At 64.1% G+C, this 21054-nt stretch carries 18 protein-coding genes; 6 read left to right on the plus strand and 12 right to left on the minus strand.

Annotated features, from left to right (window positions below):
• Positions 1 to 28 precede the first annotated feature (28 nt).
• From acs to dksA, 11 genes are all read right to left on the minus strand, one after another.
• On the minus strand, positions 29 to 1963 hold the full coding sequence (acs, locus tag C2H86_RS15540; protein ID WP_159408812.1) for an acetate--CoA ligase: 1935 nt from the start codon (positions 1961 to 1963) through the stop codon (positions 29 to 31).
• 110 nt (positions 1964 to 2073) lie between these two features.
• The gene (gene pgi / locus C2H86_RS15545; protein WP_159408813.1) at positions 2074 to 3738 is read right to left on the minus strand and encodes a glucose-6-phosphate isomerase; all 1665 of its coding nucleotides are present in this window, start codon (positions 3736 to 3738) and stop codon (positions 2074 to 2076) included.
• Between the two features lie 144 nt (positions 3739 to 3882).
• Positions 3883 to 4746: a pantoate--beta-alanine ligase gene (gene panC, locus C2H86_RS15550; RefSeq protein WP_159408814.1), complete on the minus strand. Its 864-nt coding sequence runs from the start codon at positions 4744 to 4746 to the stop codon at positions 3883 to 3885.
• Positions 4743 to 5543 (minus strand): 3-methyl-2-oxobutanoate hydroxymethyltransferase, encoded by an 801-nt coding sequence (gene panB, locus C2H86_RS15555; RefSeq protein WP_060509325.1) that lies wholly within the window; start codon positions 5541 to 5543, stop codon positions 4743 to 4745. Before panB ends, panC begins: the two co-directional genes overlap by 4 nt.
• Before the next feature lie 262 nt (positions 5544 to 5805).
• Complete coding sequence (gene folK, locus C2H86_RS15560; protein ID WP_103448925.1) at positions 5806 to 6285, minus strand: 2-amino-4-hydroxy-6-hydroxymethyldihydropteridine diphosphokinase; 480 nt, start codon at positions 6283 to 6285, stop codon at positions 5806 to 5808.
• Positions 6282 to 7673: a polynucleotide adenylyltransferase PcnB gene (locus C2H86_RS15565; protein ID WP_159408815.1), complete on the minus strand. Its 1392-nt coding sequence runs from the start codon at positions 7671 to 7673 to the stop codon at positions 6282 to 6284. The genes folK and C2H86_RS15565 overlap by 4 nt, the downstream gene beginning before the upstream one ends.
• A 956-nt stretch (positions 7674 to 8629) precedes the next feature.
• Positions 8630 to 10075: a sigma-54-dependent transcriptional regulator gene (locus C2H86_RS15570; RefSeq protein ID WP_159408816.1), complete on the minus strand. Its 1446-nt coding sequence runs from the start codon at positions 10073 to 10075 to the stop codon at positions 8630 to 8632.
• Positions 10076 to 10079: 4 nt separating this feature from the next.
• Positions 10080 to 13055, minus strand: a complete 2976-nt coding sequence (locus C2H86_RS15575; RefSeq protein WP_163985974.1) for a sensor histidine kinase — start codon at positions 13053 to 13055, stop codon at positions 10080 to 10082.
• Positions 13039 to 13215 (minus strand): hypothetical protein, encoded by a 177-nt coding sequence (locus C2H86_RS15580; protein WP_003250005.1) that lies wholly within the window; start codon positions 13213 to 13215, stop codon positions 13039 to 13041. Before C2H86_RS15580 ends, C2H86_RS15575 begins: the two co-directional genes overlap by 17 nt.
• A gap of 245 nt (positions 13216 to 13460) precedes the next feature.
• Positions 13461 to 14348: a tRNA glutamyl-Q(34) synthetase GluQRS gene (gene gluQRS, locus C2H86_RS15585; RefSeq protein WP_159408818.1), complete on the minus strand. Its 888-nt coding sequence runs from the start codon at positions 14346 to 14348 to the stop codon at positions 13461 to 13463.
• A 63-nt stretch (positions 14349 to 14411) separates the two neighbouring features.
• Positions 14412 to 14858 (minus strand): RNA polymerase-binding protein DksA, encoded by a 447-nt coding sequence (gene dksA / locus C2H86_RS15590; protein ID WP_103448934.1) that lies wholly within the window; start codon positions 14856 to 14858, stop codon positions 14412 to 14414.
• A 210-nt stretch (positions 14859 to 15068) separates the two neighbouring features.
• Here dksA and C2H86_RS15595 point away from each other — a divergent pair, with 210 nt between their 5' ends.
• Together C2H86_RS15595 and sfsA are read left to right on the plus strand one after the other, a co-directional pair.
• The gene (locus C2H86_RS15595; RefSeq protein ID WP_159408819.1) at positions 15069 to 16241 is read left to right on the plus strand and encodes a pyridoxal phosphate-dependent aminotransferase; all 1173 of its coding nucleotides are present in this window, start codon (positions 15069 to 15071) and stop codon (positions 16239 to 16241) included.
• Positions 16242 to 16244: 3 nt separating this feature from the next.
• Entirely contained in the window at positions 16245 to 16955 is a 711-nt protein-coding gene (gene sfsA / locus C2H86_RS15600) for a DNA/RNA nuclease SfsA (RefSeq protein ID WP_159408820.1), read from the plus strand.
• Here the strand turns inward: sfsA and C2H86_RS15605 are convergent.
• Positions 16945 to 17262, minus strand: a complete 318-nt coding sequence (locus C2H86_RS15605) for a Rieske (2Fe-2S) protein (protein WP_159408821.1) — start codon at positions 17260 to 17262, stop codon at positions 16945 to 16947. The two genes, sfsA and C2H86_RS15605, sit on opposite strands and share 11 nt — an antisense overlap.
• 148 nt (positions 17263 to 17410) lie before the next feature.
• Between C2H86_RS15605 and C2H86_RS15610 the strand changes: the two genes are divergently transcribed.
• From C2H86_RS15610 to C2H86_RS15625, 4 genes are read left to right on the plus strand one after another with little or no spacing between them, the layout of a single operon-like run.
• Positions 17411 to 18286, plus strand: a complete 876-nt coding sequence (locus C2H86_RS15610) for a heme/hemin ABC transporter substrate-binding protein (RefSeq protein ID WP_159408822.1) — start codon at positions 17411 to 17413, stop codon at positions 18284 to 18286.
• Between the two features lie 50 nt (positions 18287 to 18336).
• Positions 18337 to 19320, plus strand: coding sequence for a FecCD family ABC transporter permease (locus tag C2H86_RS15615; RefSeq protein WP_163986029.1), 984 nt, complete (start codon positions 18337 to 18339; stop codon positions 19318 to 19320).
• Positions 19320 to 20087, plus strand: a complete 768-nt coding sequence (locus C2H86_RS15620) for a heme ABC transporter ATP-binding protein (protein ID WP_159408824.1) — start codon at positions 19320 to 19322, stop codon at positions 20085 to 20087. The genes C2H86_RS15615 and C2H86_RS15620 overlap by 1 nt, the downstream gene beginning before the upstream one ends.
• 12 nt (positions 20088 to 20099) lie before the next feature.
• A complete protein-coding gene (locus C2H86_RS15625; RefSeq protein ID WP_159408825.1) occupies positions 20100 to 20987 on the plus strand; it encodes a ChaN family lipoprotein in 888 nt (295 codons plus the stop codon).
• Positions 20988 to 21054: the final 67 nt, after the last annotated feature.

Genomic DNA, 21054 nt, shown 5'->3' on the forward strand with positions numbered 1-21054 from the left:
CAGGGCGGCCATGGAACGAGGCCACCCACTATTGATTGAGGCGTTTGTCGATCAGGCCCTGAACCACGCTCGGGTCGGCCAGGGTCGAGGTGTCGCCGAGGTTGTCCAGCTCGTTGCAGGCGATCTTGCGCAGTATACGCCGCATGATCTTGCCCGAGCGGGTCTTGGGCAAGGCCGGTGCCCACTGAATCAACTCTGGCTTGGCGAAGCTGCCGATCTCTTTGCTGACCAGTGCCAGCAACTCGGCCTTGAGTGTGTCGTCCGGGGCGATGCCATTCATGGGGGTAACGAAGGCGTACACGCCCTGGCCCTTGAGGTCGTGGGGGTAGCCGACCACGGCCGCCTCGGCGACGCTGTCGTGCAGCACCAGCGCGCTTTCCACCTCGGCGGTGCCGATACGGTGGCCGGAGACGTTGATCACATCGTCGATGCGCCCGGTGATCCAGTAGTCGCCGTCGGCATCGCGGCGGGCGCCGTCACCAGTGAAGTAGTAGCCAGGCATGGGTTTGAAGTAGGTGTCGACCATGCGCTGGTGGTCGCCGTAGACGCTACGGATCTGCCCGGGCCAGCTGGCCTTGATCACCAGCAGACCAACCCCGGGGCCTTCGATCAACTGGCCCTTTTCGTCCAGTAGCGCTGGTTGCACGCCGAACATCGGCTGGGTGGCGCAGCCGGGCTTGAGCTTTTGGGCTCCTGGCAGTGGCGTGAGCATGATGCCGCCGGTCTCCGTCTGCCACCAGGTGTCGACGATGGGGCAACGCTTCTGCCCGACGGCTTCGAAGTACCATTCCCAGGCTTCCGGGTTGATCGGCTCGCCCACGCTGCCGAGCAGACGCAGGCTTTTGCGCGAGGTGCTCTGCAGCGGTGCCGAGCCTTCGCGCATCAACGCACGCAGCGCAGTGGGCGCGGTGTAGAAGATGTTCACCTGGTGTTTATCCACGACCTGCCAGAAGCGCGAGGTGTCCGGGTAATTGGGTACGCCTTCGAACATCAGTGAAATCGCGCCGTTGGCCAGTGGCCCGTAGACGATGTAACTGTGGCCGGTGACCCAGCCGACATCGGCCGTACACCAGAACACCTCGCCGTCGCGGTAGTCGAACACCAGCTTGAAGGTCATCGTCGCCTGCAGCAGATAGCCTGCGGTGGTGTGCAGCACACCCTTGGGCTTGCCGGTACTGCCGGAGGTATACAGGATGAACAGTGGGGCTTCGGCGTCCATCGGTTCGGGCGGGCAGTCATCGCCGGCCTTTTCGGTCACTTCGTGATACCACAGGTCGCGGCCCTCGTTCCACGCGACATCGCCGCCCGTTCGGCGCACCACGAACACACTGCTGACCGCCGGGCAGCTGCTCAGGGCCTTGTCGACGTTCTGCTTGAGCGGGATGCGCTTGCCGCCGCGCACGCCTTCATCGGCGGTGATAACGGTGCGGCAGTCGGCATCGAGAATGCGGTCGCGCAGGGAATCCGGGGAGAAACCGCCGAACACCACCGAGTGGATGGCACCGATGCGCGTGCAGGCGAGCATGGCATAGGCGGCTTCGGGAATCATCGGCATGTAGATGCACACCCGGTCGCCTTTGTGCACTCCGCGTGCCTTCAGGGCATTGGCCAGCCGACAGACCTGGCGGTGCAGCTCGCGGTAGCTGATGGCCTTTGAATCCTTGGGGTCGTCGCCTTCCCACAGCAGGGCGGTCTGCTCGCCGCGCTGGGCCAGGTGACGATCGATGCAGTTGTAGCTGACGTTCAGCTGCGCGCCGTCGAACCAGCGGGCCTCGCCGGAGTTCAGGTCGCATTGCTGCACGCTCGACCAAGGTTTGATCCAGTCCAGGCGTTTGGCCTGTTCGGCCCAGAAGGTGTCAGGGTCATCGACCGACTGACGGTAGAGGCGCTGGTAGTCGTCGGGGGAGAGGCTGGCGGACTGGCTGACGGCCAGGGCCTGGGGATACTGCTTGATATCGAACATGGCGGGTGGTCCTGCTCTTGTCGGAGGGACGGCAACGGCTATTCGATGGACAGTGTAGCTTGAGGGAGCGTTCACCCTGTGCCGACCGCGAGGCCGGCACAGGTTGACGGTCAACCGCGGTGACGGCCGCGGAAGTAGTTGATCAGGCCCTGGGTGGAGCCATCTTCGGCGCTGTCTTCCAGGCTGCCGACAAGACGCTGGTACACGCCCTTGCCCAGCTCCTTGCCCAGCTCCACGCCCCACTGGTCGAAGGCGTTGATGCCCCAGATCACGCTTTGCACGAACACCTTGTGTTCGTACATCGCCACCAGAGCGCCCAGGCGGCGCGGGCTGATGCGCTCGACCACCAGGGTGTTGCTCGGGCGGTTGCCCGGGATCACCTTGTGCGGCGCGAGCTTCTCGATGTCCGCTTCGTTCAGGCCCTTCTGGCGCAGTTCGGCCTCGGCTTCTTCGCGGGTCTTGCCGAGCATCAGCGCCTGGCTCTGCGACAGGCAGTTGGCGTACAGCCACTGATGGTGGTCGGCCACCGGGTTGAAGCTGACCACTGGCACGATGAAGTCGGCCGGGATCAGCTGGGTGCCCTGGTGCAGCAACTGGTGGTAGGCATGTTGGCCGTTGCAGCCGACGCCGCCCCAGATCACCGGGCCGGTCTCGGTTTTCACCGGGGTACCATCCTGCAGCACGCTCTTGCCGTTGGACTCCATGTCCAGCTGTTGCAGGTGCTTGGTGATGTTGCGCAGGTAATGGTCGTACGGCAGGATCGCGTGGCTGCTGGCGCCCCAGAAGTTGCCATACCAGACGCCCAGCAGGGCTAGCAGTACTGGCATGTTCTTGTCGAACGGCGCGGTCTGGAAGTGCTGGTCCATGGTGTAGGCACCCGACAGCAGCTCCTTGAAGTTGGCGGTACCGATGGCAAGGGCGATCGGCAGGCCGATGGCCGACCACAGCGAGTAGCGCCCGCCTACCCAGTCCCACATCGGGAAGATGTTCTCTTCGCGAATACCGAAGGCCACGGCGGCGGCCTTGTTGCTGGAAACCGCGATGAAGTGGCGGTACAGCTCGGCTTCCGAGCCGCCCTGGGCCAGGTACCAGGTGCGCGCGGCCATGGCGTTCTTCAGGGTCTCGAGGGTGTTGAACGACTTCGATGAGACGATGAACAACGTGGTTTCGGCGCGCAGGTTCGCCGACAGTTCATGGAACTCGCTGCCGTCGATATTGGCCAGGTAGTGGCAACGCACGCCGCGCTGGGCATAAGGCAGCAGGGCTTCGGAGACCAGCTCGGGGCCGAGGAACGAGCCACCGATGCCGATGTTGACCACATCGGTGATCGGTTTTTCGCTGTAGCCACGCCACAGGCCGTCATGAATACGGCCGACCAGCTCGGTGATCTGGTTGAGTACCTTGTGTACTTCCGGCATCACGTTGACGCCGTTGACGCTGAGCTTGTCGCCTACCGGGCGGCGCAGCGCGGTGTGCAGCACCGGGCGACCTTCCGAGGCGTTGATGATCTCGCCGCTGAACATCGACTTGATCGCATCCTGCAGGCCGACTTGTTCGGCCAGGTTCACCAGAAGATCGCGGGTTTCATCGGTGATCAGGTTTTTCGAATAGTCGAGGAACAGCCCGCAGCTGCTCAGGGAGAACTGGTCGAAGCGATTGGCGTCGGCGGCAAAGGCTTCGCGCATGCTGAAGCCTTGCATGGCGTCGCGGTGTTGTTGCAGGGCCTGCCAGGCGGGCAGGGCCGTAACATCGTGGGGGGTGCGGTAATACGCCATTGCGCGGAATTCCTTGATGCGAGGTGTGCCTTGGACAGGGCAGTCATTGCCGGGTTCAGGCTGGCCATCATTATAGGCAAAGGCCGCGCGCAGGGAATGGGTATGAAGGGAGGATTTTGGGGCCGCAAAGCGGCCCCAGGAGGGTTATGCGGTCTTTTCGTCCAGGTGCAGATACAGGTTGTCGATCAACCGGGTGTTACCCAGATACGCCGCAACCAGGATCACCAGGTCCCGGTCGCCAAAGGTCGCCGGGCGCAGATTCAGCGCATGGCGAACTTCCAGATAATCCGGACGCAGGCCGGCTGCGCTCAGCTGCGCCTTGCCTTGCTCGATCAGTGCCGCGAAATCCACCTGGCCGCGACCCAGCGCCTCGCCGATCTGCTGCAAGGTGCGATACACCACTGGCGCCGTGGTCCGCTGCTCAGTTGTCAGGTAACCATTGCGCGACGACAGCGCCAGGCCATCTTCGGCCCGCACGGTCGGCTCGCCGATGATCTGGATCGGCATGTTCAGGTCGCGCACCATGGCGCGGATCACCGCCAGCTGCTGGTAATCCTTTTCGCCAAACACGGCCAGATCCGGCTGGACCATGTTGAATAGCTTGCTGACCACGGTCGCCACGCCTTCGAAATGCCCGGGGCGGCTGGCACCGCACAGGCCTTCGGACAGGTTGGGCACGCTGACGCGGGTTTGTACGCTCATGCCGTCGGGGTACATCTCTTCCACGGTGGGCGCGAACAGCAGGTTGCAACCGGCTTGCAGCAGGCGCTCCTGGTCGGCGGCAAGGGTACGCGGGTATTTGTCGAGGTCTTCGTTGGCACCGAACTGCAGTGGGTTGACGAAGATGCTGGCGACCACGAAATCGGCACGTTGGGCGGCCTTGGTCACCAGTGCGGCGTGGCCGCTGTGCAGGTTGCCCATGGTCGGCACGAAGCCGATGCGCTTGCCTTCGCCGCGTGCACGGGCGACGGCGGCACGCAGTTCGCGGACGGTCTTGACTGTGTTCATGCGCTGAATCCGTGTTCGGCAGCGGGGAAGGTAACGTCCTTGACGGCCTTGACGTAGGCGGTGAGGGCGCTCTGGATGTCGGGTTGGCCTGCCATGAAGTTTTTCACGAACTTCGGTACCCGGCCGCTCAATGACAGCCCCAGCATGTCATGCAGTACCAGCACTTGGCCGTCGGTCGCACTTCCCGCACCGATGCCAATGACCGGGATGCTCACCGCCTGGGTGATTTCCGCAGCCAGTTCGCTTGGTACGCATTCGAGCAGCAGCATCGCCGCGCCGGCTTGTTCCAGGGCAATGGCGTCGGCGCGCATTTGCCGCGCTTGCGCTTCCTGGCGGCCCTGGACCTTGTAGCCGCCCAGCACGTTGACGGTCTGCGGGGTCAGGCCCATGTGCGCACACACCGGCACACCGCGTTCGGCCAGCAGGCGGATGGTTTCGGCCAGCCAGGCGGCGCCTTCGAGCTTGATCATGTGGGCGCCGGCCTGCATCAGCGTGGCGCAGTTGGCGAAGGCCTGCTCGGGTGTGGCGTGGGCCATGAACGGCAGGTCGGCGAGGATCAGCGCACCGTCGTTGCCGCGTTTGACGCAGGCCGTGTGGTAGGCCATCTCGGCAGTGGTGACGGGCAGCGTGCTGTCATGGCCCTGCAGGACCATGCCCAGGGAGTCGCCCACCAGCAACACGTCGACGCCGGCCTGGCTGCAGGCCTTGGCAAAGGTCGCATCGTAGCAGGTCAGCATGGTGATCTTTTCACCCTTGGCCTTGAGGCCATGCAGGGTGGTCAGGGTTACTTCAGGCATGTAGGAAAATCCTCGTTCAGGCGCTGTGAAAAACGACTGCATACAACGCGTGTAGTCATCTTCCGGAGCGGCACATCATCGCGCGTGATGTTCGGGCACAGGTCCGTCCGGGCCTAAATACGGGTGTGCGGCACTTTGGTGCCACACGGGACGCCTATAGTCGTGAGCGAGGTAGGGGAAGTCAATCACCCTGTTACCGCAATGTTACTAACAGGGTGTTACTGGCGTTACCGTGTTCTGAATAATGTCTCAAACGCCCGGTTTACAGGCGTTCCAGACCGACGAACGGGCACGCTTCGAGCAACTGGGTGAGGGCGCGGCCATCGGCCAGGCAGAAGTCATCCGCCACCAGTTCGGCCAAGGGGTAGAGCACGAAGGGGCGCGCATGCATATGGTAGTGCGGCACCTGCAGGCGTGGCACGTCGATCACCTGGTCACCGAACAGCAGGATATCCAGGTCGAGGGTGCGCGGGCCCCAGCGCTCCTGGCGCACGCGGCCCTGGTCGTTCTCGATGGCCTGCAGCGCGTCGAGCAGGTCCAGCGGTGCCAGAGTGGTGTCGAGGGCTGCTACCGCGTTGGTGTAACGCGGTTGGCCTGGCAGCAGCGAGTCGCTGGTGTACAGCGCCGATGCGCCCGCCAGGCGGCTGTCGGCAATCTGGTCGAGCGCTTGCAAGGCGCTGCGCAGCTGTTCTGCGGGCGCGTCCAGATTGCTACCGAGGCCGATGAAGGCGCGCGTGGTCACTCGAACGCCTCATCGCCGCCGCTGCGCTTGCGCTTGCTGCCACTGCGCTTGCGTTTGCGTGGGCCGGCACCGGTGCCTTCGTCACGGCTGCCAAGCTCGCGGATCATCTCGCGGCGCTCGCTGTCGTTGGCATCCTGGTAATCGGTCCACCACTGGCCGAGGTCGTCGGTTTCCTCGCCGGCGCTTTCGCGCAGCAGCAGGAAGTCGTAACCGGCACGGAAGCGTGGGTTGTCGAGCAGCAGGTCGGCACGTTTGCCACTGCGGCGCGGCAGACGTTCCTGCATGTCCCAGATCTCGCGGATCGGCAGGGTGAAGCGCTTCGGAATTGCGATGCGCGCGCACTGTTCGGCAATCAGGTCGTGGGCCGCACCGTTCATGGCCGGAATCGGCGGCACGCCTTGGCTCTGCAGGTGCAGCACGCGGCCTGGCAGGGCTGGCCAGAGCAGGGCGGCGAACAGGAAGGCCGGGGTGACCGGCTTGCCTTGCTTGACGCGCAGGTCGGTGTTGTTCAGCGCCTGGCTGATCAGGGTATGGGTGTAGGTCGGGCGCTCGTCCAGGGCATGGGCACTGGCCGGGAACAGCGGCTCGAACAGCTCCAGGTCGACCAGCATTTCGAAGGCGATGGCGCCCTGGCCAGAGAGGAACAGCTTGAGGCATTCCTCGAACAGGCGTGCTGGCGGGATCTCGCGCAGCAGCGGGGCCAGTTTGCGGATCGGCTGGAAGGTGTGCTTCTCGATGCCGAAGTCGAGCTTGGCCGCAAAGCGCACCGCGCGCAGCATGCGCACCGGGTCTTCCTGGTAGCGATGGGTCGGATCGCCGATCAGGCGCAACAGACGGTTGCGGATGTCGTGCACGCCGTTGGCGTAGTCGAGGATGCGCTCGCTGACCGGATCGTAGTACAGGGCGTTGATGGTGAAGTCGCGGCGCTGCGCGTCTTCTTCCAAGGTGCCGTACACGTTGTCACGCAGAATACGACCACTGGCATTGTGCGACGAACGGTGGCTGTCGCCCTGGTCGTCTTCCGAGTGGGGCGCGCGGAAAGTGGCGACTTCGATGATCTCACGGCCGAAATGCACGTGGACCAACTTGAAGCGCCGACCAATGATGCGCGCGTTGCGGAATTCGGCACGGACCTGCTCGGGCGTGGCGCTGGTGGCGACGTCGAAGTCCTTGGGCGTGATGCCCAGCATCAGGTCGCGGACGCAGCCACCGACCAGGTATGCCTGGTAGCCCGCACTCTGCAGGCGCTCGACGATGTTCACCGCGTGGCGGCTGAACTGGTGGCGCTGCAGCGAGTGTTGGCTCTTGTTGATCACCTCAGGCGTGGTGCGCCTGTGGTGCTGGCCCGGTACGGGAGGGCGGAACGACTGGAACAGCTTCTTCAGCATGGGATGCACTGTTTGAAGGAATGTTCGGCCAAGAATAGGAGAATGGCCGCATGATGGGCGGGGATTCTAGCATTTACTCGGGGAATGGTGTAGGCGGTAGCAGGAGAGCCTGCCGAAGGGGAGAAACGACAAGGGGAGCCTAAGCTCCCCAAGAAGTCGTTGCGTGCTCTTATTGTTTTTTTACTGGGCTTCTTGTTTTTGTTGAGTGCCCTGTCCACAAATCTCGAAGCTTGTGGACGACCCCCAATCCAGGGGTAAAGAGCAAACGGATTGCTTTGGCCGCTGATGTCACGTTGATCCTTCGATCCAACCAGTTCAGGCGCTGCTTTTAAGTGCAGTTTTTGTTGTTCTCTGCCTGGTCGTGGGGCAAGCCCCAAACACGCATCCTCTCCAAAAGAATCAGTTAGCTGCGCCTCCGCCGTCTTGTTTTTATTGTGCGTGAGCCGTTTCGTCTTGTTCTTATTCTGAGTTGCTGTGCTTGTTATTGTTCTTGTACCAGACATATAGCAGGTGCCGTGCCAACTTTTCGAAACCCAGTAAAATCAAGGGGTTGAGGCGATTTGGCAGATTTCGGCAGGTCGAAAATGTAGATTTTTCGTTACCGTACGCCTCGGGAACTGTTACGTCGGAAAGGTTGGGTAACAGATTTGTGCGGGAACTGAGGTGTTACCGGGTGTTTGCCTTGAGGCGTTCAGCGCCTGTGAGATCGAGCGCCGCCCGCGCGGCGCATCGCGAGCTGCGCTCGCTCCTACGTCTGTTTCGGGCCAATCATTTCTGGGGGATTTGCGTGCGGACGCGTGGGCGCATGGCGCGATATGGCGTCGTCCCAAGAAGGCGGCCGCGCGGGCCTGGCACAGGCGTTATTGGCCAGAAACAAACGTAGGAGCGAGCGCAGCTCGCGATGCGCCGCGCGGGCGGCGCTCGGTCTCACGGGCGACAAATATGCCGCGCCGTACTCAATTGTCGCTGGTCGCGTTGCTCTTGCGCCGCGGGATGCCCAGGCGCTGGCGCCGCTCCCACAGGCACTTGCGGCTGACACCGAGCTTGCGTGCGAGCTCGGTCTCGGTCATGTGGTCCTGGTGCTCGAGCACGAAGTGCTGGAAGTAGTCCTCCAGCGACAGGTCCTCGGTCGGCTCATGGCTGGCACTGCTGGCGCTGGCCGCGACCAGGGCATTGTCGAGGATGTCATCCTCTTCAAGGTCGCTCAGCTCGATGTCGATGCCCAGCATGTCGGCGGAAATTTCCGCGCTCTCGCTGAGGATCACTGCGCGCTCCACGGCGTTTTCCAACTCGCGTACGTTACCCGGCCAGCTGTAATGACGAATGGCTTGCTCGGCCTCGGCCGAGAAGTGCAGGTCGTCACGGCCGATGCGCGCGCTCTGGCGGGCGAGGAAGGCATTGGCGATCTCGTTGACGTCACTGCCGCGCTCGCGCAGGGCCGGCAACTTCAGGGCGATCACGTGCAGGCGGTAATAAAGGTCTTCGCGGAACTGCCCGGCCTTGGCCAGGTTCTTCAGGTCGCGGTGGGTCGCGGCGATCAGGCGCACGTCGACTTTCTGCGACTGTACCGAACCGACCCGGCGAATTTCGCCTTCCTGCAGCACGCGCAGCAGGCGCGCCTGGGCTTCGAGCGGCAGTTCACCGATTTCGTCGAGGAACAGGGTGCCACCGTCGGCGGCTTCAACCAGGCCGGCACGGCCGGCACTGGCGCCGGTGAATGCGCCTTTTTCGTGGCCGAACAGCTCCGATTCGATCAGGGTTTCCGGAATCGCCGCGCAGTTCACCGAAATCATCGGCGCCTTGGCACGCCGCGACAGGTTGTGCAGCGCGCGGGCAACCAGCTCTTTACCAGTGCCCGACTCACCCTGGATCAGCACGTTGGAGTCGGTGGGCGCAACCTTGCGGATCTTGCTGTACATGTCCTGCATCGGCGGGCACGAACCGATGATGCCGATCTCGCCATTGGCGGTACTGGCAGCCTTGTCGGCTGGCGCTGCCTTGCCGTTGGCCCGCGGCTCGGCGGCCGCGGCTGGCGCGGCAGCAGGGGCATTCTGGCGGTCGCGCAGGATGCGCGCCACGGCCTGGAGCATTTCATCGTGGTCGAAGGGCTTGGCGATGTAGTCCACCGCGCCCATCTTCATCGAGTCCACCGCCGAGCGCAGGCTGGCGTAGCTGGTCATGATCAGCACGGGTGTGCCCTGGCCAAGCTTGATCAGCTCGGTACCCGGGGCGCCCGGCAGGCGCAGGTCGCTGACGATCAGGTCGAAGGTGGCAATGCTGAAGCGTTCCTGGGCTTCCTGCACCGAGCCGGCTTCGCTGACCTGGTACTGGTTCCGTTCGAGCAGCCGACGCAGGGCCGAGCGGATGATGGTTTCGTCTTCGACGATCAGAATGTGCGGCATTGATTCAATTCTCTCGACGGTCTCGAATTTCAGGGGACGTCGCTACGACATGCCGGGGCAGGGTCACGCGGATCCGGGTGCCACGTTGCCGTTCGATGTCGGCCGGGCTGTCGATGGTGATTTGCCCATAATGCTCTTCCACGATGGAATAGACCAGAGCGAGCCCCAGTCCGGTTCCTTCGCCCGGGTCCTTGGTGGTGAAGAATGGCTCGAACAGGCGGTCCATGATGTTCTTCGGGATCCCGCTGCCTTCGTCCTCGACGATGAGGTCGACGGTGTGCTCGCTGACTTCACTGCGCACACGCACGGCACTGCCGGGCGGCGAGGCATCGCGGGCGTTGGAGAGCAGGTTGATCAGCACCTGGGCGAGGCGCTGCGGATCCCCCTCGGCCCAATGGTCCGGGTCGCAGAGGTTGAAGAACTGTACTTCGAAATTGCGCCGGTTCAATGCCAGCAGACCGATGGCGTCTTGCGCCACCTCGGCCAGGCACACCGGTTCTTCGCTGTTCTGATGGCTGCCGCCGGCGTGGGCGAAGCTCATCAGCGACTGGACGATGCGCGACACGCGCTTGGTCTGTTCGAGGATCTGGCTGGACAGCTCGATGATTTCACCATCGCCTTCGCGCTCCTCGCGCAGGTTCTGCGCCAGGCAGGCGATGCCGGTGATCGGGTTGCCGATTTCGTGGGCCACGCCGGCAGCCAGGCGGCCGATGCTGGCCAGGCGTTCGGAATGCACCAGCTTGTCTTCCAGGGCCTGGGTTTCGGTGAGGTCTTCGACCAGCAGCACCAGGCCGCTGTTGCCGGGCGCCAGGGGCTCGTCGATAGCCGCCTTGTGCAGGTTAAGCCAGCGCGGCTGGCCGTCCAGCGCCAGGCGCTGCTTGTGCAGGTGTTCGTCGGGCACGTTGATGAAGCCCTGCAGCAGGCCGCGCCAGGGTTCGCTGATGGTCACCAGGCGTGAGCCGACCACGTGCTTGGCGGCGATGCCGGTCAGCTCTTCCATGGCCTTGTTCCACATCAGGATTTCCTGGTCCTTGGCCAGCGAGCAGACGCCCATGGGCAGCTCCTGCAGGGTCTGGCGGTGGTAGCGGCGCAGGGCGTCGAGCTCGGCAGCCAGGCCGGTGAGGCGCGAGTGGTAGTCTTCCAGGCGGCTTTCGATGAAGTGGATGTCCTCGGTGACGTAGTTTTCGTTACCGGACTTGTACGGCAGGAAGGTCTCGACCATGTCCTGGGCCACGCTTGGCCCCATCAGGCCGGAGAGGTTGGCCTCGATACGGTCACGCAGGCGGCGCAAGGCATAGGGGCGGCGCTCGTCGAACGGCAGGTAGAGGTCGCGCAGGGCCTGCTCGACCTCCTTCTGCGCCGCCTTGGCGCCCAGTGGTTTGGCCAGCTGGGTGGCGAACTCCTGCGGCGAGGCGGCATGCAGCTCGCGGCGCTGCGGCCGGCGTACGTTGTCCACCGCGCAGGCTTCGGCGGCGCTGACTTCTTCGCTGCTGGCATTGGTGAACAGCGAAATCAGCGTGAACAGCAGGACGTTGGCCGCCAGCGAGGCAATGGCCGCCATGTGCCAGCTGGTGTCGTCGAGCACATAGATCATGTCCAGCAACGGGATATAGAAGCCCTGCAGGTTGCCCAGCAGCGGCAGCAGCATGGTCACCATCCACACCAGGGTCCCGGCCAGCAAGCCGGCGATGAAACCGCGGCGGTTGGCGGTCGGCCAGTACAGCACCGACAGCACACCAGGCAAGAACTGCAGAGTGGCGACGAAGGCGACGATACCCAGGTTGGCCAGGCTCTGGTGGTTGTTCTGGGTCAGGTAGAAGACGAACCCGGCAGTGATGATGGCGACGATCAGTGCGCGGCGCGTCCATTTCAGCCAGCGGTAGATATTGCCCTCGGCCGGTGGCTGGTACAGCGGCAGCACCAGGTGGTTGAGGGCCATGCCAGACAGGGCAAGCGTGGTGACGATGATCAGCCCGCTGGCGGACGCAAGACCGCCGACGTAGGCGAGCAGTGTCAGTGCCTGGTTGTTGGCGGCGATCCCCAGGCCCAGGGTGAAGTACTCGGGGTTGGTGCTGGCGCCCAGGCGCAGGCCGGCCCATAGCACCAGTGGCACGGCCAGGCTCATCAGCAGCAGGAACAGCGGCAGGCCCCAGCTGGCGCTGACCAGCGCGCGCGGGTTGAGGTTCTCGGTGAAGGCCATGTGGTACATGTGCGGCATGACGATGGCCGAGGCGAAGAACACCAGCAACAGGGTGCGCCAAGGGCCTTCCTGCAGCGGCGTATGCAGCGCCGCCAGGGCGGTCTGGTTCTGCAGCAGCCAGACTTCCAGTTCATGTGGGCCACCGAACACGCCGTACAGCGCATATAGGCCAATACCGCCCAGGGCCAGCAGCTTGATCACCGATTCGAAGGCGATGGCGAACACCAGGCCTTCGTGCTTCTCACGCGTGGCGATGTGGCGCGAGCCGAAGAAGATGGTGAACAGGATGATCAGCGTACAGAAGGCAAAGGCCACCCGGGCCTTGACCGGCTCGCCGGTGAGAATGCTGATCGAGTCGGCCACCGCCTGGATCTGCAGTGCCAGCAAGGGCAGCACGCCGATCAGCATGATGATCGTGGTCAGCGCGCCAGCCCAGGTGCTGCGAAAGCGAAACGCCAGCAGGTCGGCCAGCGACGACAACTGGTAGGTGCGCGTGATTTTGAGGATCGGATACAGCAGCACCGGTGCCAGCAGGAATGCACCGGACACCCCCAGGTAACAGGCGAGGAAACCGTAGCCGTACTGGTAGGCCAGGCCCACCGAGCCATAGAAGGCCCAGGCGCTGGCGTAGACGCCCAGCGACAGGGTGTAGGTCAGCGGGTGGCGAATGATGGAGCGTGGGATCAGCCCACGTTCGCTGATCCAGGCCACGCCGAACAGCACCATGAGGTACGCGGCGCTGATCAGGATCATCTGGGTCAGGCTAAAGCTCATCGGCATCTCGTTGGCTCTGCAGGATGAAGGTGACGACGATCAGGATCAGCCAGAGCAGGTAGGGGCGGTACCAGGCACCGGTAGGTTCGATCCACCAGTCCATGATGGCCGGGGAGAACAGGTAGATCCCCACGACCAGAAGCAGGACCAAACGATAGATGTACATGCTGGCCTCGATGGTTGGGCGCTGCGGGCTTGGACTTATTATTGGCGCAAATGGCTGTGGGGATGCTAGCGGGAATCCATAGGGTTCGCCAAGGGTTTGAATTTACTGGGCTTTTGATTTCGAGAGGTATTTCGCCTGTACTGGCCCCTTCGCGGGTCAAGCCCGCTCCTACAGGAGACCGCGTAAGCCAGCGCGAATACGATCCTGTAGGAGCGGGCTTGACCCGCGAAGAGGCCAGGCCTGGTTTAGTGCAAATCAGCCTCTGGCATCGTTGCCTGCCGGACAATGCCCTCTGGCCGCCACTGCTGGCGAGCGATATCGAGCACTTCGGCTGGCGTTGCCAGCAGCAGTTGCGGGTCGGTCTCCTGCCCCAATGCCCGCAACGCCCGCAACAACAGCGGCGTCGCATGCTCCGCCTGCAACGGCGGCGAACGGTACGACTTGCCCAGCTTGTGCCCGTCCGGCTGCACGATCAGTGGAATATGCAGGTAACGCGGCTGCGAAAAGCCCAGCAACTCTTGTAGGTAGAGCTGGCGCGGGGTGTTGTCGAGCAGGTCTGCGCCACGCACGATGTCGGTGACGCCCTGCGAGGCATCGTCCAGCACCACCGCCAGTTGATAGGCATACAGCCCATCACGCCGTTGAATGACGAAGTCGCCCACCTCACGGCCCAGGTGCTGCTGGAACTCGCCCTGCACCCGGTCGGTAAAGCGGTAGATCAGTTCTGGCACCCGCAACCGGATCGCCGCGCCCTCACGGGCATGACCGGCATTACGGCAAAAACCTGGGTAGATGCCGTTGTGCCCTTCCAGCTGCTTGCGCGAGCAAGTACAGGCATAGGCCAGGCCCATGCTGAACAGGCGATCGACCACGGCGGCATAGGCTTCGTGGCGCTGGCTCTGATATACCACCTCGCCATCCCATTCCAGGCCGTAGCGTTCGAGGGTCTGCAGGATCGCGTCGCGGGCGCCGGGCATTTCCCGCGGCGGATCGGTGTCTTCCATGCGCAGCAGCCAGCGGCCGTCTACGGCGCGGGCGTCGAGCCAGGAGGCGAGGGCGGCGACCAGCGAGCCGAAGTGCAGGAAACCGCTCGGGGTGGGGGCGAAGCGTCCGATGTAGCGGGAGTCTTTCATGGCATTGCCGGGCATATAAATGAAACGGGGCGCATGATGCGCCCCGTTCGGATGGAAGAAGTGTCAGCCTTTGCCGACGGTCTTTTCCTTTTTCTCCGAGATTTCCTTGCAGTCGAAGCACAGGTCGGCGGTCGGGCGGGCTTCCAGACGGCGCAGACCGATCTCGATACCGCAGGAATCGCACCAGCCGTAATCCTGGTCCTGGATCTTCTGCAGAGTCTTGTCGATCTTCTTGATCAGCTTGCGCTCGCGGTCGCGGTTGCGCAGCTCCAGTGCAAATTCTTCTTCCTGGCTGGCACGGTCGGCCGGGTCGGGGAAGTTGGCTGCTTCGTCCTTCATGTGGTCCACGGTACGGTCCACACTGACCATCAGCTCGCCTTTCCAGGCATTGAGGAGTTTGGTGAAGTGCTTGCGCATGGGCTCGCCCATGTACTCCTCGCCCTTGGTCTCTTTATAGGGCTCGACACCGTACATGGTCTGACCGGTTTTTTGCTTTTCTACGGTGGACATGAATAGACCGCCTCTCACTCATCTGATCCAATGCGCAGGATGCTCCATCTCCGGCACCCGCCGGCCCTGCGACTGCGAGCCGCCGAACTTACCAGATAGATCGGGGGTGCGCTACCCCGCCCGATCCTAGGTGTTGACCGCAGCGCGCGGCGCACGTTCGGTGCCGTGCAAAGGTAGAATCAACAGTTTAGACCCAATTGAGAGAAGGTCATGGCCCACCCCTACAGTGCGCGCAGCCGCGCCATCGAACCCTTCCACGTCATGGCGTTGCTGGCGCGGGCCAACGAGCTGCAAGCGGCCGGCCATGATGTGATCCACCTGGAAATCGGCGAGCCGGACTTCACCACCGCCGCACCGATCGTCGCTGCCGGCCAGGCCGCCTTGGCCGCCGGCCACACCCGTTATACCGCCGCCCGCGGGCTGCCAGCGCTGCGCGAGGCCATCGCCGGGTTCTATGGCCAGCGTTACGGTCTGCAGATCGACCCTGAGCGGATTCTCGTCACCCCGGGCGGCTCCGGGGCGCTGCTGTTGGCCAGCAGCCTGTTGGTCGACCCTGGCAAGCACTGGCTGCTGGCCGACCCGGGTTACCCGTGCAACCGCCACTTCCTGCGTCTGGTCGAGGGCGGCGCGCAGCTGGTGCCGGTGGGGCCGGAGGTCAACTACCAGCTGACCGCCGACCTGCTCGAACGTTACTGGGACAAGGACAGCGTCGGCGCCCTGGTCGCCTCGCCGGCCAACCCGACGGGCACCGTGCTGGGTCGCGACGAGCTGGCCAGCCTGTCCAAGGCCACCCGTGAGCACCATGGCCACCTGGTGGTGGACGAGATCTACCACGGCCTGACCTACGGCATGGACGCACCGAGTGTGCTGGAAGTCGACGACTCCGCGTTCGTCCTCAATAGCTTTTCCAAGTATTTCGGCATGACCGGCTGGCGGCTCGGCTGGCTGGTGGCGCCACCCAATGCCGTGGCCGACCTGGAAAAGCTGGCGCAGAATCTCTACATCAGTGCGCCGAGCATGGCCCAGCATGCGGCGCTGGCCTGTTTCCAGCCGGAAACGCTGGCGATTTTCGAAGAACGCCGTGCCGAATTCGCCCGTCGCCGCGACTACCTGCTGCCAGCCCTGCGTGAACTGGGCTTCCGCATCGCCGTCGAGCCGCAGGGGGCGTTCTACCTGTATGCCGACATCAGTGCGTTCGGTGGTGATGCCTTTGCCTTCTGCCAGCATTTCCTCGAAACCGAGCACCTGGCCTTCACCCCCGGCCTGGACTTCGGTCGCCATCTGGCTGGCCACCATGTGCGGTTTGCCTATACCCAGAGCCTGCCGCGCCTGGAACAGGCGGTCGAGCGCATTGCCCGTGGCCTGAAAAGCTGGCAGGGGTAAAGGGTGTTTTTTCCTCAACTTGAACAAGGGCGCCTGCTGCGCCGCTACAAGCGCTTTCTGGCCGACATCGAACTGGCCAATGGCGAGCAACTGACCATCCACTGCCCGAATACCGGCTCCATGCTCAATTGCATGCGCGAGGGTGGGCAGGTGTGGTTCAGCCGCTCCAACGACCCCAAGCGCAAGCTGCCAGGTACCTGGGAAATCAGCGAAACGCCCCAGGGCCGCCTGGCCTGCATCAATACCGGGCGCGCCAATGCACTGGTTGAAGAGGCACTGCGCAGCGGGGTGATCCACGAACTGGCCGGGTTTACCGCGCTGAAGCGAGAAGTGGCTTACGGCGAAGAGCGCAGCCGAGTGGATTTTCGCCTGGAGTTCGCTGACGGGCCGGCTTATGTCGAGGTCAAGAGCGTGACCCTGGGTTATCCGGAGACTGCCGTGGCGGCGTTCCCGGATGCAGTGACCCAGCGTGGCGCCAAGCACCTGCGCGAGTTGGCGGCCTTGGCCCGCCAGGGCATTCGTGCGGTGCAGCTGTATTGCGTGAACCTCACCGGCATCGAGGCGGTGCGCCCTGCCGAGGAGATCGACTTCGCCTATGCCAACGCCCTGCGCGCAGCGGTGGCGGACGGGGTCGAGGTGCTGGCCTACGGCGTGCGCCTGGATGACCAGCAGATCGTCATTGATCGCCCGCTGCCGGTTTTGCTCACCCCTTGAACCAGATGCCCTGGCTGTCCTCATGGCAGTCCAGGGCCTGCAGTATCTCGCCTTCGCAGGGGCCGGCCACGCATTCACCACTGTCTATGAGAAAAAGCGCACCGTGATGGGCGCAGTGGATCAGGCTGGCGCTGTCGTCGAGAAAGGCGTCTTGCGCCCAGTTCAGCGGGATGCCGCGGTGAGGGCAGCGGTTACGGTACAGGTACACTTGGCCGTGTCGGCGCACACCGAACAGATCGATGCCGTCTACGCTGAAGGCGCGGCTGTGGCCCTCGGTCAAGGCTGCGGAAGGACAGAGAAAATGCATTGCAGGGAAGGCTCGTGAAACAAAGTGATGGCTTGACGCTTCAGTGCGAATAATTATCAAATCGGCCGCATTTGCTGCGCCGGCTGCCTATGGTGCGCAGTTCCGCCGCTCGCCACAAGGCGTGCGGCCCGCCTTCAGAAGGAATCCGATGATGCGCCGTCCCGCTGCCTTGCTCGCCCTGTGCGCTGCATTCGTTGCTTCCACCCAGGCCCTGGCCGCCGAATTGCCGCAGCGCTGGGTCAGCGCTGGCGGGGCGTTGAGCGAGTGGATCACTGAGCTGGGCGGCGAGCCACGCCTGGTGGGCGTCGATACCACCAGCCAGCACCCTGACTCGCTGAAGGCCTTGCCGAGTATCGGTTATCAGCGGCAGTTGTCGGCCGAGGGCATTCTCAGCCTGCGCCCGGATGTGCTGGTGGGCACCGAAGAGATGGGGCCGCCGCCCGTGCTGGCGCAGGTGCGCAAGGCGGGTGTGCGGGTCGAGTTGTTCTCCAGCCAGGCCGAGGTGGCTGCCGTGGACGAGAACCTCAAGCACCTGGGTACCTTGCTGGGGGCCGAGGAGAAAGCTGCACAGTTGGCGGCGGGCTATCACCAGCAACTCGAAGCGCTGCAGTTGAAGGTCAAGCAGGCTCAGCAGAACCACAAGGCACCGGGCGTGTTGCTGCTGGTCGGGCATGCCGGCGCCAAGCCGCTGATTGCCGGACAGGGCACCGCCGGTGACTGGGTGTTGCGCCAGGCGGGGGCACACAATCTGGCCGAGCACCAAGGCTACAAGAACTTCTCCAATGAGGCGCTGGCGGCGCTCGACCCGGATGTCGTGGTGTTCTCTGATCGTGCGCTGAGCGGCGAGCAAGCCTTGCAGGCGTTGCTGAAGGAAAACCCGGCGCTGGCCGCTTCCCGTGCCGTGCGCGACAAGCGCCTGGTGTCGCTCGACCCGACATTGCTGGTGGGTGGCCTTGGCCCGCGCCTGCCAACCGCCTTGCAGGCACTGGCGACTGCGTTCTACCCGGCCAGCGCCACTAAATGAAACAGCGGATCCAGCCGCGAACACTGTTTGTTTGCCTGACATTGATGTGCCTGCTGGCGATGTGGCTGTCGCTGGCCCTTGGGCCGGTCAGCCTGCCGCTGTGGGATACCTTGCGCGTCGGCCTGCGTTTGCTCGGGCTGCCGATTGCCCCTGATGGCCTGGAGCAGGCTGAAATGATCCTTGGCCAGATCCGCCTGCCACGTACGTTGTTGGGGTTGGCCGTGGGGGCTGTGCTGGCGCTGTCTGGCGTGGCGATGCAGGGTCTGTTCCGCAATCCACTGGCCGATCCAGGCCTGGTCGGCGTCGCCAGCGGCGCGGCGCTGGGGGCGGCGGTGGCGATTGTCGGTGGCAGCTGGGTTGGCGGCATTGCGCAATGGTTTGGCCCGTACCTGCTGTCGGCCTGTGCGTTCATCGGCGGGTTGGGGGTGACGGCACTGGTCTACCGTCTGGGACGGCGCGATGGCCAGACCAACGTCGCCACCATGCTGCTGGCGGGTATCGCACTGACGGCACTGGGCGGCTCGGCGGTGGGGCTGTTCACCTACCTGGCCGATGACGCCACGCTGCGTACGCTGACGTTCTGGAACCTGGGCAGCCTCAATGGCGCCAGTTACGAGCGGCTCTGGCCATTGCTGCTGGTGGCTGCAGGCGTTGCGCTGTGGCTGCCGCGTCGGGCCCAGGCGCTGAATGCCTTGCTGCTCGGCGAGTCGGAGGCGCGGCACCTGGGCATCGAGGTGGAACGTCTCAAGCGCGAACTGGTGTTCTGTACGGCCTTGGGTGTTGGCGCTGCGGTGGCCGCAGCGGGGTTGATCGGCTTCGTTGGCCTGGTGGTGCCGCATCTGGTGCGGTTGCTGGCCGGGCCCGACCACAGGATGTTGCTGCCGGCCTCGTTGTTGGCGGGTGGGACCTTGCTGTTGTTCGCCGATCTGGTGGCACGTCTGGCGCTGGCGCCGGCAGAGTTGCCCATCGGCATCGTGACTGCATTCATCGGCGCGCCGTTCTTTCTGTTTCTGCTGATCAGGGGGCGCACCTGATGCTTGAAGTCAAAGGTCTGCACTTGCGCCGTGGCAGCAGCGAAGTGTTGCATGACATCAATCTGCAGTTGCTGCCCGGCCAGGTGCTTGGCGTGCTCGGGCCCAATGGCGCGGGCAAAAGCAGCCTGCTGGGCGCATTGGGCGGCGAGCTTGCACCAAGCCACGGGCACGTGAGCTTGCAGGGCAAGGCCTTGGCCGCTTGGCCGGGGCAGGCGCGGGCACAGCGCCTGGCAGTGCTGCCCCAGGTATCCAGCCTGGGCTTCGCCTTTCGCGTCGAGGAAGTGGTCGGCATGGGGCGATTACCCCACGACAGTGGCCAGCAGCGTGACCGGGATATCGTCGAGGCAGCGTTGCGTGCGGCGGATGCCTGGCATCTGCTGGAGCGCAGCTATCTGGCCCTGTCAGGCGGCGAGCGCCAGCGTGTGCATCTGGCCCGTGTGCTGGCCCAGTTGTGGCCGGGTGAGCAGGGCGCCACGCTGTTGCTTGACGAGCCGACCTCGATGCTCGACCCGTTGCACCAGCACACCACGCTGGAGGCTGTGCGCAGCTTCGCCGACCGCGGTGCCGCGGTGCTGGTGATCCTGCATGACCTCAACCTTGCGGCGCGCTACTGCGATCGTATCCTGTTGCTTCAGGGCGGGCGCTGCCATGCCCTGGCCACGCCGGCGGAGGTATTGACGCCAGCGTCACTCAAGGCCGTGTTCGGTATCGAAGTGCTGGTGCAGGCGCACCCGGAACGGGGGCACCCGCTGATCATTACCCGCTAGGAGGCACTGCCCATGGTTCATCCTTTGCTTTGCGGTTCGTTGCTGTGCCTGGCGCCGGCGCTGGGTGGCTGCCAGGCCAGCCTGCCGCCGTTGCCTGCCTGGCAGAGCAGCGAAGGGCGGGACAACGTCGAACTGGGGCAGATCCACGATCTGGCCAGCGGGCGGGTGATCAGCCCCGAGCAGCTGATCGATGGCCTGGCTGATGCGCCGCGGGTGTTGGTCGGTGAGAAACATGACAACCCGGATCATCACGCCTTGCAGCTGTGGTTGATGCGTGCGCTGCAGCAACGCCGGCAGCAGGGCAGCCTGCTGCTGGAAATGTTGCAACCCGAGCAGCAGGCCCGCGTCGATGCGCTCGCGGGGCGGGCGCAGTTGCCGCAGGACCTGCCCAAGGCCCTGGCCTGGGAAGACGGCTGGGACTGGCAGCTTTACGGCCCCATCGTGCGAGAGGCCTTGCAACAGCATGTGCCGCTGCTGTCGGCCAACCTGTCACCCAGTGAAATACGCCAGGCCTATCGGCACCCGGCGGTGCTTTCGGGAGCCCTGTCGAATGCGCCAGCGGTGAGGGCAGCACTGCTCGAACAGGTGAAGCAGGGGCATTGTGGTCTGCTGCCGGAAAGCCAGCTGCCAGCGATGCTGGCCGTGCAACAGCAACGGGATCGGCGTATTGCCGAACGGCTGCTGGCGGCGCCGCAGCCCGCATTGCTGTTGGCAGGTGCGTACCATGCGCGCAAGGATCTGGGGGTGCCTTTGCACCTTGCCGATCTGGGCGCGACAGGCGAGAGCAAAGTTGTGCTGCTGGCCGAGGTGGGCGAGCAGGTCGAGCGTGGGATGGCCGACTATGTCTGGTACACGGCGGCGGTGCCCGATCAGGACTACTGCGCCCAATTGCGCCAATAACGGTTACACGTCCGGGTAGGGTAAAACGGCGGGCAAAAAAAGACCCGGCAAAATGCCGGGTCAATAA

This window comes from Pseudomonas putida, from assembly GCF_009883635.2.
Lineage (GTDB): Bacteria > Pseudomonadota > Gammaproteobacteria > Pseudomonadales > Pseudomonadaceae > Aquipseudomonas > Aquipseudomonas putida_W.